Genomic DNA, 12,191 nt, shown 5'->3' with positions numbered 1-12,191 from the left:
ACCTGGCCGCCGAACGCCGACTACCGGTGTTGGGCTGACCGCAATGCCCCGCACCGATAAGCCTGCAACTAACCGGATTTCGTGCCATTGACGATCTTCGCTCGGCCGATGTCTAGATGGGATCAAACGCGGAGATCAGCCAGCGGTTACCGATCTTCTCCAGCGTGACTCGGACAGCGGATGCGGTGTCGGTCGGTGCGTCATTGCCCACTGACACAGTCTGGTCCACATACACCAGAGCGACCGCGTGGGTAGGGTCGGCTGACACTACGGAGGCGGCGGGCACGGTGGCGACCGCCGAGATGTGGTCTCTTTTGGCGCCCGGGATCACGACGTCGTGAATCAACTGGGTGTAGGAGTCTTTGAATTTGCCGGTTAGTCGCTCACGGCCGCCGTTCAGGTCTTTCTCTACGCTGTCGGGCTGGTAGGACAGTACGGCAACGGTGGAATCCTTGGCTGCGGCAACGGATTCCATCGCGGCGACTGCAGATTCTCGGGTCCAGGCGTCTTTCCACTTGAGGTACCCCGCAGCCGCCGCGCCCAGCAACACCAACACGGGCAGGAACCCGAAAGCAACCACCTTCGCCCACCGGATCCGTCGTGTGCGTGGCGTCGGTTCGACGTCTTCGGCGTCGTGCGGTTCAGACTGCTCGGAAGCTTCGTCGTGTGCTCCGCCGATCAGATCGGTCTCGACCGTCTCGGTATCGTCACCGCAGTCGTCGGCGTGGTTGGCCTCGACGGTGGGTTGCTCAGACTTGTCCTCGATGACCGTCATGCTGTCCTGCTCTGGGGTGGAATCGGTTTTCAGCCGCACTGCGATCGTTCCTTTGCTGGGTTTCTCAATTCGTTGCCGGCATCCCGATCAGGGGACAAATACGACATTGGAGACTTTTTCATCGTTTCCGACTTTTTGCACGGTGATGCGCATCCGCCAGTGTCTCGGGTCTTGTTCGGCGGCACCGAGATTGGCGGTCTTCACCGATACCGCGACGAGTACTTGGGCCTCCCCGCCGGATTGGGATTCCAGACCCGCTTCGGTAATGGTTCCTACCGATGTCGACTGAGCCTTCTGCACCACCTCGATGAATGGCTTTGACCGGTGGGAGAAGTCGTCGTAGAAGCTGCCGGTCGCCGAGTCCAAGATGCGCTGCATGTCGGCTTCGGCATGGTGGTAGTCGATTGTGGTCAGGTTCAGCGCTCCTTGCCTGGCAACCTGGACGAGCAGATCGCGCTGGTGCTGAGCCTGGCGCGACTGATGTATCCGATAGCCGAACCACCCGGCCAGCGCGCCCACGGCGACAAACGCAGTCAACCCCAGGATCACCGCCATCCGCACTGGCGATCTGAGTTTCTTGGCCGACGGATCGCCGGCGTTGCCGGGGCACGAATCGTGCTCCTCATCACGAGAGTCTGTGGGAGAACCCAGTTCCTCGCTTTGGCCCTCCCGCACCGCCGTGCCGGCAACGGGTGCCGCCGCCGGGCTTTCGCCGTTCTCGGTGACGCCGAGTGGTGGTGATGAGCTCTCGTCAGCACTCCCTGAGGAGTCGGCGTTTGTTCCGGGCGGTTCCATGGTGCTTAGTTCCTCTTGGGTGGCACCAGCATGCTTTGCCATGTTTGCTCCTTTGTGCTGCCGCGGGCGAGGTCGCCTTGGGTATACATGCGCCCATCCGGTCCCATGTACATGCCTGTGGCCGGGTCGTATTGGACTGCGGCAATCGGCGGTGGCAAGGGTCCCGGTGGCGATCGTGGCGGTGTCTGCCCGGGTGGCTCCTCGCCGGGTGCGAACTGCGGGATACCTTGACCGGTATACGTCGCGTTGGGATCCCCCTTCCAGTTGAAGCCGTCGTTGAGGGGGACGTAGGTCTGGTCGCTTTCGCACAGTTTCACCGTCGGCGCCCGCTTGCCGGGACGGGTTTCGCACGGATAGTTGTGGGCCCCACGCACATTGAGCATGGAGTCTTGGGGCACCCGGCAGTAAAAGTCTCCTTTTGGAGAATCCGGATAGTCCTCATAGCTGGCTGACCGCTGTTGCTGGGCCGGCAGGAATCCGGTGCTACACACCGGCGGCCAGTTGAGGTTGAGGTTGAAGCTGAGGAATGCGCCGTTGTACGCCTGTTTGGTGTTCTTGTTCGGCACGCCGACGGCCAGGATGTCGGCCGCGCCTTGGGGCAGCTCTACCAGGATCGATTCCAAATTGTCCCGATAGGTGACGCCCACCTGCCCGATACTGACCAGATTAGCCAACACGATAGGCAGGGTGGGGTTGAGCCGGTCGAACAATGCCCGGCCCTCAGCGGCTGCGGAACTACCCTTTTGGAGAAGGCCGCGCACCGCAGAATCGTTGTCGCGCAACTCGTGTGTGATGGTCGCCAGGTGCGCGGCCCACGCCTGAACTGCGTCCGCGGAGTCGGTCTGGCTGTCGAGAACCGGCTTCGATTTGTCGATCAGACCGACGATCGCATCCAGATTCTTGCGGGCATCAATCGATAGGTTTGTCGTCCCACTCACAAGCCGAGACAGTTCAGGACCGAGACCACCGACGGCCGCATACGATTCGTCGACAACCGTTTTCAAGTTGTCACGCGGGATCGCTGTCAATCCCCGGTTGGTCGCCCCCAGCAGGGAGTTGATATCTGGCGGGACGTAGGTGCGGTCGGCCGTGATCGTGTCACCGTCTTTTAGCGACGCCCCCTGCCCGTTACGGGGTAGCAATTCCACATACTGTTCACCGACGGCCGAGACGCTGTGCACTTCGGCACCGAGGTCCGCAGGGACCTTGACATCCGAATTCAATTGCAACACAGCCTCGACGCCGCTGTTAGTAAGGTGCACTGCCTGCACCCGACCGATCTCGACGCCCCGATACGTTACGTTGCCGCCTTCATAGAGACCGCCTGCTTGGGGCAGCTGGAGCGTCACTGTGTAGCGGTCCACTCCGAAGAACACGCTAGGTACTTGCATGAAGGCGAAGAACATGATGGTGGCGGCGCTGAGGCTGAGCACCGCGAAAACCGCCAACTGGATCTTTACCCGTCTAGTCAGCACGATGTCACGGCCCTTGGTTGAAGTGGTAGGGAACAACCAGTGGGTTGCCGGGGTTGTACGGCCCGCCTCCGGTACAAGGGCTGGGCATCTGGCCAATGGTGCGGCCCCACTGCAGCTCTAGCTCGGTCAGGTTGCACTCAAAGCGTGTGCCGGTGAAAAACGACGCGTCGAGTCGACTCAGGGTCAGGTCGATCACCGCGGTCAAGTTTGCATAGTCACCCCGCAGCCATTTGCTCATGGTGTCTCGGGGCCACGGGAAGGTTCCGTAGAAACCGATCGCGCGGGTCAGCGCCGGCCCGGCGTCGGCCAGCGACTGCAGCACCGGGCCGAGGTCGTTGAGCTCCTTGACCAGGTTCTCCTTGGTTTTGTTCACTGAGTCAGCGGCAAGCGCACCGAATTTTCCTACGTCGCCCAGCGCTTCGGCGAGGTTGTCCCGCTCGTGTTTCAGCACAGCCAAGGCGTCCGGAACGGTCTTGAGCGCCTTGTCGAGTACCGGCTTTTGGTCGGCGAATTGGCCCACCAGATTGTTGAGGCTGTCGGTTGCGGCGATGATGTCCGCTTTTTGATCGTTGAGGTAGCCGACGAACCTGTCGAGCTGTCCGAGCAGACTTCGTAAGTCTTGCTCGCGACCGGTAAACGCTGTGCCCAATGACTTGGTGATGTCTTGGAGCTGGCCGAGACCACCGCCGTTCAGCAGTAGCGAAACCGCCGCCAGCGTGCGTTCGGTCGAGGGATAGCTGCTGGCCGACGCCAGCCGAATGAGTGACCCATTCTTCAGCTTCCCCTGGGGCGGCACACCGGTCGGTGGGGCCAGTTCGACGTGCACTGACCCGAGCAAGCTGGTCTGCCCGATGGTGGCGCTCGCATTGGCCGGGAGGTCAACGTCGCCGTCGATGGTCATGGTGACCAAGGCGTGCCAGCCCTGCAGCTCGATATTGGTGACATTCCCGACGGTGACATCGTTGACCCTGACACGCGAATTCCGTTGCAAATTCTGGACATCCGGCATTTGCGCTTGAATCGTGAATGCGCCGGGGCCCCGGCCTTTGGTTCCCGGCAGGGTAAACGAGTTCGCGCCACGAAAGTCGCAGCCAGGGAGCGCCGCCAACGCCAGCGTCGCCACGAGCGCCGTGACGACGCGCCACCACTTCCGTGATCGGCTCACTGTCCACCTCCGGGTGGCGTCATCAGTCCCCGCAGGCCATCGGCCGGATTGGTGGGAACGGGCTCCTTAGCCGGGGGCGCCTCGGGCGCCGGTGGCGCGGCCGGTGCCCCCGGTGGCGCGGCAGCCGGGGCCGGCGGGTTGGCCGGATCAGCGGCCTCAGGCGAGTTGACAGGCCCAGGTGTTCGCGGCGGAACGTAGTCCGGCCGAAGCCAATCCTCGCTATATGTGATCTCGTTGGGGCGCGCCGAGGCGCCGACGAAAAGGTTCTCCCCCAGGGGCGGGAAGTTGTACTGGCGGTTCTTTATGATGGGCGCCAGATACTGCACACATAGTTTGGCCGACTGCTTGCTGCCCTGACGCGACGCCGCCTGGATGGCGGAGCACAGGAATTGAATCGGGTTGGCGAAGTTGTTGATCGCGAGCGCACCGGTCAGCGTCCCCTGCGCGGGCTGGTAAATATTCAAGAAGTTTTGGAACGCTGTCGGACCGACGTGCAGAAGTTGTTTGATGTCGTCCAGGCTTTCGTTCAGCGCCCCCGAAACCGAGGCAAGCTTGTCCGAGGTCGTACCTAATGCTTCACGGTTATCGGCCACAAAGTTTCGGACGTCGTCGGCAACGTCGTCAAGGTCATGAACCGCGTTGCCTACCTGGTTGGGGTCTGCGGCCAGCAGACCGGTTGTCGCAGCCAGATTCTGGTTAAGCTGCCCCAACAAGTCGCTGCTGTCGTGCAACGCGGATACCAGGATCGACAAGTTCTTCATGGTGCCGAACAGATCGTTGCTGTGGTCGCCAAGGGCCGAAATCGCTTGCGACAGCTTGATGATGGTGTCGCGGATATCTGGGCCCTGCCCGCGCAGGTTGTCAGCCGCGGTATTGATGAACGCCCCGAGGGTGCTGGTTCCGCCCGGTTGGGTGGGCTGCAGGGTCTGGGTCAGCTTTTCGAGCTGCTGACGAAAGTCGTCGTATTCCACCGGAACAGCGGTGCGCTGCTGAGGAATCACCGCATGATCGGCCAGCACCGCACCGCCTGCGTAGGCCGGCGTCAATTGGATCGAGCGCGGCGTCACCAGTGACGGCGACAGAATTACGGCCTTTGCGTCGGCCGGCACCTTGTATTTGTCGTCGTACCAGAAGCTGATCTTGACACCCTCGGGCAGTGGCTCGATCTTGTCGACCTTTCCGACGCGCACACCGAGAATGACTACGTCGTCGCCACCGTAGAGGCCGGTGCTGTTGACGAAGTATCCGGTGACGTAGGTGCGGCCGATGCCGACTGAGCGGACCACCGTGACGATCCCGCCGACGAGCACCGCGGCCAAGGTGATGGCTACGACGATCCTGGCCCTGCTTGCGCTCACCGCCCACCAACTTCGATTGAGGTCGGCGGAGCCGGCGTCGGGGTTGACTGTCCTTCACCGGGCCCCGGCAGCGCCGGAGGTCCTGGCGGCGGCCCGCCGGGTGGAGGCGCAGGGGGCGGCTCCCGATAGGGATAGCAGCCAGGCCCGGGTAACGGGACGCCGGGCGGACCGCACGAATGATCGCTCGGGTTGCCGGTGATGGCATCCGGGATGGTCATTCGCGGATCTCCACCCTGACCGGTCCGCGGGAACGGAATAGGCAGAGGAGGCGTACCCGGCTGCCCGGTCTGGGGATCGGAGCGTTGGGACGGCAAAAGGACATTGGGGTCCAGGCCGAGGTCGGAGAACGCCGCGTCGATGAAGGGCTGCACGAACTGCCCGGGAAACAGGTTGGCCAAGTACGCCTTGAAGAAAGGGCCCGACGAGACCGATTCACCCAGGCTCAGAGCATATTTGCCCAGACCTGTAATCGCCTTCTGCACATTCTGTTTGCGGTTGTCCACCATCGCGAGCACGCCGTTGAGCTTGTCAAGCGCAGGTTTGAGCGTGCCGCGGTTCTCGCTGATGAACCCCTTGAGCTGTTGGGCCAGCGCCGAGAGGTTATGTGATATTTGCTCCAATGAACGGCTTTGGCTTTGTAGTTGCACCAGCAGGGTATTGGTATTAGCGATCAGATTGACGATCTCGTCGCTGCGTTCGGCCAGCACCTTCGTCGCTTTATCGGCGTTAGCCAATAGGTTGCGCAACTCGGTGTCGCGTTCGTCGATCGTCTTGGAAAAGCGAGCCACTCCCTGCACGGCGACCTTCAGGTCTGGCGGCGTGTCGGAGAAGGTGTTGGCCAGCACGGCCAGCGAGTTAGACAGTTGCTTGGTGTCTAAGCCGCTGATCGTCGTGGTGAGGTCGCCCAACGCATCCGGCAGCTGATAGGGCGAGGTGGTTCGGGTGATTGGGATCGGGCCGGCCAGTCGTCCGTCGCCGCGCGGGGTGACTTCGAGGAGTTTGGTACCGAGCACCGTCCGCAGTTTGATTGCCGCCTCGGTGCGGTCACCGAGGCGGATACCGTTGGCGACGCTGAACTTAACTAGTACGCGCGGTCCGTCCAGATCCACACTGGAAACCTGACCGACCCGGAAGCCCGACACTTGGACGTGATCGCCGGCCAGCAAGCCGCCCGCCTCGGCGAAGTAGGCCGAATAGGTTTTTCCGGTGTTGAAGAAGGGCAGCTTCTGGTAGTTCACTGACAGCAACACGAGCACCAGCACGGCCGCGAGGCCGGCAGCACCGACGATGAGGGGGTTGCGTTCGGAGAATGGCTTCATTTCGGCGTGCACCGCCCGGTTGCCTGACCGGCCAGCTTGATGTAAACCGGTTGCCCGCCTTTGCCATTGACCTTGAGCACGAGGTCGCACAGATAGAAGCTGAAGAAGTCTCCGTACATACCTTGTCGGTTGAGGATTTGGAACGCCTCGGGCCAGGTTTCAAGGTAGTGATCGACATAGTCGTGATCGGCCAGTACCAGCGATGTGGTCCGATCCGCTTCGTGCACAACCTTTTTCAGCGGTGGGCGCGCTTGGGCCAAGAGATCGGCCACCGACGCCGCAGCGGCGTTGCCGTACGCCACCCCGTTGCTGATGTCTTGCTTGCGGGCCTCAAGACCTTCGACCAGTTCAGCCAGGGAGTCGACCGCCTTACCGAATTGTTTGCTTTGGCCGCCGAGCGAGCCGAGGACGGTATTGAGATTGGTGATGACTTGCCCAATCAGTTGGTCGCGATCGGCCAGAGTGTTCGTCAAGGCGGCGGCCTGGGTGAGGAACGAGCCGATGGTGGCGCCCTGTCCATCGAAGGCTGCTATCAGTTGACCGGTCAACCGATTGACCTGGTCAGGATCCAGCGCTCGGAACAAAGGTCGGAAGCCACCGATGAGCGCGTCGAGGTCTAACGCCGGCTCCGTGCGATTCAGCGGGATCGTGTCACCGGGTTGCAGGCGAGTGACCCCCCCGGCCCCCTCCTCGAGAGCCACATATCGACCGCCGATGAGGTCAGCGAAGCGAATAGCGGCCTTGCTGCCCTGGGTGAGCACTACCGAGTCGGCCGCGGTGAACTCGACAAGGACCGTGGAGTCGGGCTGGATGGTGATGTTCTTGACCTTCCCGACGTCGACACCGGCGATGCGAACGAAGTTTCCGTCCTCGAGTCCGGACACGCTGGCAAACTGAGCTTTGTAGGTCGTCTCCGGCTGGAAGCGCAACTGGGCGAAGACGGCGATCAGCGCGAATGCGCCGATAAGGCACACGACCAAGTAGATGGTCAGGCGCCACAAGGCGCCCACCAAGTTCTCTCGCATGTCTGGTTTCCTCTGGTCGCGTTGGGTTCGGCGCCGTCAGGGCGCTGGGGCATAAGGCGGTGGGGGCAGCGGCGTGCACTCTTGGGTTACGACTCCGCATGTCGGCTGCGTCCCGCCCGGTGCCGGCGGCACAAAGGGCTCGGCCCCTGCCGGCGGTGGACCGGGTTCGCGCGGCCGCCCTGGCGGTGGTGCCGTCGGCAAGCCCGGGTACAGCGGGGTTCCATCCGGCGCGTATTGCGGCGCCCCGTACGGCGGGGCCCCCGGATAGGGGATGGGTCCGGGCGCCGGTCCGCCGGGATGCCGAACGCTCGGCGGTCGGGGTATCCCACGGGTGACTGGGAAGTAGTCGACGTAGCCGGGGAAACCGATACCAGGGTTGGGCCGCATGTCGATCCCGCCGCCCCACCCGGTGTTCGTGACCAGGTAGCGCTGCGGCCAGTTCTTGTAGACGTCGGGCAACGATCCACACCCTGGCTGCCCGCCGGGCCCACCTTTGGCGCCGTTGATCGGGAGATTGTCCGGGAACCGATAGGGATCGTCGCCGAGCAGCAACGCGACGTCCAGGACGACCGAATAGCCGTTGTTACCACCGGCGACGGGAAGGAAGTCGTCGAGCACATTCTTCCCACCGACGATCGTGCAGGTGAGTTCGGGGTTGTACTTCATCAACAGGCGAGTGGTGGATTCCAGCAAGTTGACGCCGTGTTCGAGGTTGTCCTTGTTCGGGCCGATCACGTTGATGCCGGCGCGGGACAGACCGCTGACGTTGAGCAGCAGCGCATCAAGTTGCTTGGCATCCTCCGTGACAGTGGCACTCGTCGTGCTGACGGAATCCAGAATCGCCACGATGTTTTGCGCTGCCGCGCTGTAGGTGTCGCTGAATCCCTTCAGGGCGCCGAAGTCGGCGCGGATCGTTTCGCTGCGCGGATTGATCGCCGATAGGACTTGGTTGAGGTCGGTGGTTGCTTCACCGATGACCTGCCCTTTGCCGCGAACTCCGTCGGCCACGGCCGTGAGCACCGCGTTGAGCTTTGGCACGTCGACCTGATTCAGCACGGCGACGAGGTTCTGGAATACCGTGTTTGTCTCGACGCTGACATTGCTCGACGACACGACGGCCCCCGACGCTAACCGTTTGGGGCTTGGGGTGGCTGGGGTGAGCAGGTCGACATACTTGGCGCCAAACGCGGTGGTGGCGGTAATCTTTGCGCCGACGTTGGCCGGGATGTATTGCAGCTGTTCGGGATACAGTTCCAGTTGGAGTTTCACCGGGTTGCCCGGCTGGATCGCCGAGACGCGTCCAACTTGGACGCCGCGCAGCTTCACCTTCGCGCCCGGTTCCATGACCAGGCCCGCCCGGTCGGACGTTACGGTCACGCGCGCGTAGGGCCTGAGTTCTCTGTTGAACGCGGCTTTCGTCAGCACAATCGATCCGAAGATGAAGGCGAGCAGGATGAAGGTCCAAAGTGCCGGGGGCAACCCAGCCACGCGCTGCTTTCGTTTCATCGCCCGCTACCCGGATAGGTGGAAGTTGCCGGAGGCCCCATAGGCGGCCAATGCCACCGCCAGCGTCACCGCGACCGCCACGATCAATGAGGTGCGCACGGCGCGGCCGACCGCCTCACCGACGCCCGCCGGGCCGCCCGAGGCGTGGTAGCCGTAATACGTGTGTACCAACATGATTACGCTTCCGGCGGCAATCACTTGTAGTAACGACCAAATCAAGTCGGTGGGCTGCAGATAAGTATGGAAGTAGTGATCGAACACGCCCGGTGACTGACCGTAGACGAACACGATCAAGCTGCGGGTGGCCAGATATCCGGACAATGTCGCCATGCACCACAGCGGGATCACCACCAGCACGCCGGCTACCACCCGGGTGGAGACCAGATAAGAGATCGAGTGGATGCCCATCACCTCAAGGGCGTCGACTTCCTCATTGATCCGCATGGCGCCCAGCTGTGCGGTGGCGCCGGCGCCGATGGTGGCGGCCAGGCCGACGTCGGCGATCAGCGGAGAGGCTAGACGTGTGTTGATGTAGGCGGACGCGAATCCGCTCAACGCCTGCACGCCAACGTCGGACAACGATCGGAAGAGCTGGATTCCCACGAGTCCGCCGGTGGACATCGTCAGCGTCGTGACGATCACGACGGTGCCGCCGATCATGGCGAGGGCGCCGACACCCAGACTCATGTTTGCGATCAGCCGTAGCGTCTCAATTCTGTAGCGGCTCACCGCTTCCCACAGAAAGCCCAGCGCCCGGACGTAGAACGCGGTCTGGTTCCCGAGGCGGTTCCAACTATCCACGACGCGGCGCAATGTGCTCGTAAGATGCGGCAGCCGGCGCGCCGCTGGGACGGCGCTCACATCGTCGCCTTGTTCGCAATCGCGGTCAGCACCACGTTGATGACAAAGAGCGCCAAGAAGGTGTACACGACCGTCTCGTTGACGGCGTTGCCGACACCTTGGGGTCCTCCACCGACGGTGATCCCCTTGTAGCAAGCGATCAAACCCGCGACGAAGCCGAACAACATTGCTTTTGCGAACGCTATGCCCAGGTCGCTGAGCCCGACGAGCAAGGTCAGGCTCGCCGCATAGGAGCCGGCATTGACGTGCTGGAAGTAGACCGAGAACAAGTAGCTGGCGATCAAGCCGACGACGGTGATGATGGAATTGACGAGCAACCCGTTGAGTCCGATTGCCAGGACGCGGGGCACCAGCAGCCGCTGGACCGGGTTAATGCCCATGACCCGCATGGCGTCGACTTCTTCGCGGATGGTCCGGGCGCCCAGGTCGGCGCACATCGCGGTCGCGCTGGTCCCCGCTACTACGAGCACTGCCGCTATCGGGCCGATATACACGACAGCGGCCAGGGCAGAGCCGGCTCCGGAGGCATCGGCGGCTCCAATCTCGACGAGCAGGATGTTGATGATGAAGACCGCGAGGGCGTTGAACGGGATCGACAGGAAGACGGCCGGCAGCATCGACACCCGAGCGACGAACCACGCCTGATGGATGAACTCGCGCCAGGCAAGAGGCGGACGGAACATTTGGATCAGCGTGTCGAGCGAGAGCGCGAAAAAGCTGCCCACCTCGCGTAGCGGCTTGGCGGCGCCGGCACCCCGCCCAGTCTCAAGGGACGCCAAGATACGTGCCGCACTAGAAGCGGCGGAATTGGGCTCGGTATCTACCGCTACCACTGGCGTGTTCGCCGATGTCTAGTCGCACCGAACATTAGACCGGATGGATCCTCCCCGCGGCAGAAACGTAATCCGCCAACATAATGATGTGGCCTACAGCACAGCCGGACGCTACACCATCTTGGCAACACAGGGCAACACTGGCGCGTGCGTTTCAATAAGTACTGAGTGGGAGATACAACTCGTTTCGCGAGATTTGCTGGTTGTTCCGACAATTTGATAATAAATGTCGCACTGCGCCACAGTCAGACGAGCCCGCCGCCTTGACTATCCCCGGTGGGTGCCACCTTGAGACGGCCCTTACCTGTAGCTTCACTGGAAGACCGCCCGTTGACGGAGTCGGCCTGCCAAGGTCCGCCACCTCTACCGCTGATTCGTCGTCGCTGGAGCTGCACGTGTCTTACTTTTGCTATCGCGAAACCTAAATTGACAATAAAACGCGCCATAAAATGTATTTCTATGACTTTTCGAAACCTCATCGCTAGACGGCTTTGGCAACTCTTTCTACACATCCGCCAGCAATAGCGATTGCGGTATATATCGCAGCGTTCGTCGGGATTATTTACGCACCCGTCGCTGCCGATAAGCGGATGCGATCGGATTGAATTTTGCTCATATCGGTGCCGATGCGTAGCCCAATAGAGCGCGGCAGACAAGTTCGGTCCGCGGCAGCCTCAGCGCCCGCTCAGACGCTCGGCCCCGATCGCAAGTCCGAGCCCACCGAGCAGCGCCTGCACGGGCACTGACTCACTACCAGGGCGTTGACCAGCACTTATATGCGCCGATGCCGCAAAGAACGTCAACCGGTCGACGCATCCCGATCGATGGGGGCACCGGGTCCGGCTGCGGAGTATGTCACGACAATTTTCACATTGCCTAGATCCAGTTGGCGAATGTAGCGCAACCCAAGGCCGGCTCAGGCGGTGGGCCGCGGCTTTAGTGCGCCGGGCCCTACGGAGTCCGGATTAGCGGAGAAAGTTGTCAACCAATGCCACGTTCAGCAAAATATATATCTATATATCGGATTATATCTTTACTGGCTTTTTAGGGGCTTTTGCGTCGATTCCCGATGATCAGCC

10 protein-coding genes are annotated in these 12,191 nt (G+C 62.0%); all 10 read right to left on the bottom strand.

Annotated elements, in window-relative coordinates:
• Positions 1–112: 112 nt before the first annotated feature.
• Genes ACAG21_RS14145 through ACAG21_RS14100 form a run of 10 tightly spaced genes read right to left on the bottom strand, consistent with a single transcriptional unit; the run spans position 113 to position 11,061 of the window.
• Positions 113–814 (bottom strand): hypothetical protein, encoded by a 702-nt coding sequence (locus tag ACAG21_RS14145; protein ID WP_370496725.1) that lies wholly within the window; start codon positions 812–814, stop codon positions 113–115.
• 48 nt (positions 815–862) lie between these two features.
• Complete coding sequence (locus ACAG21_RS14140; RefSeq protein WP_370496724.1) at positions 863–1,612, bottom strand: Mce protein; 750 nt, start codon at positions 1,610–1,612, stop codon at positions 863–865.
• Entirely contained in the window at positions 1,576–3,048 is a 1,473-nt protein-coding gene (locus tag ACAG21_RS14135; RefSeq protein ID WP_370496984.1) for an MCE family protein, read from the bottom strand. Before ACAG21_RS14135 ends, ACAG21_RS14140 begins: the two co-directional genes overlap by 37 nt.
• A gap of 1 nt (position 3,049) precedes the next feature.
• Positions 3,050–4,210, bottom strand: a complete 1,161-nt coding sequence (locus ACAG21_RS14130) for an MCE family protein (RefSeq protein ID WP_370496723.1) — start codon at positions 4,208–4,210, stop codon at positions 3,050–3,052.
• Positions 4,207–5,568 carry a virulence factor Mce family protein gene (locus ACAG21_RS14125; RefSeq protein ID WP_370496722.1) on the bottom strand — a complete coding sequence of 454 codons (1,362 nt, stop codon included), beginning with the start codon at positions 5,566–5,568 and terminating at the stop codon, positions 4,207–4,209. Before ACAG21_RS14125 ends, ACAG21_RS14130 begins: the two co-directional genes overlap by 4 nt.
• Positions 5,565–6,887, bottom strand: coding sequence for an MCE family protein (locus ACAG21_RS14120; protein WP_370496721.1), 1,323 nt, complete (start codon positions 6,885–6,887; stop codon positions 5,565–5,567). The genes ACAG21_RS14125 and ACAG21_RS14120 overlap by 4 nt, the downstream gene beginning before the upstream one ends.
• A complete protein-coding gene (locus ACAG21_RS14115) occupies positions 6,884–7,912 on the bottom strand; it encodes an MCE family protein (protein ID WP_370496720.1) in 1,029 nt (342 codons plus the stop codon). Before ACAG21_RS14115 ends, ACAG21_RS14120 begins: the two co-directional genes overlap by 4 nt.
• Positions 7,913–7,948: 36 nt before the next feature.
• Positions 7,949–9,418, bottom strand: a complete 1,470-nt coding sequence (locus tag ACAG21_RS14110; protein ID WP_370496719.1) for an MCE family protein — start codon at positions 9,416–9,418, stop codon at positions 7,949–7,951.
• 6 nt (positions 9,419–9,424) lie between these two features.
• Positions 9,425–10,279, bottom strand: a complete 855-nt coding sequence (locus tag ACAG21_RS14105) for an ABC transporter permease (RefSeq protein WP_370496717.1) — start codon at positions 10,277–10,279, stop codon at positions 9,425–9,427.
• Positions 10,276–11,061, bottom strand: a complete 786-nt coding sequence (locus tag ACAG21_RS14100) for an MlaE family ABC transporter permease (protein WP_370496983.1) — start codon at positions 11,059–11,061, stop codon at positions 10,276–10,278. The genes ACAG21_RS14105 and ACAG21_RS14100 overlap by 4 nt, the downstream gene beginning before the upstream one ends.
• Positions 11,062–12,191: the final 1,130 nt, after the last annotated feature.

Source organism: Mycobacterium sp. pR1184 (assembly GCF_041287235.1).
GTDB lineage: Bacteria > Actinomycetota > Actinomycetes > Mycobacteriales > Mycobacteriaceae > Mycobacterium.
The sequence above is the reverse complement of the archived record's forward strand: the minus strand, read 5'-3'. Positions and strand labels throughout refer to the sequence as shown.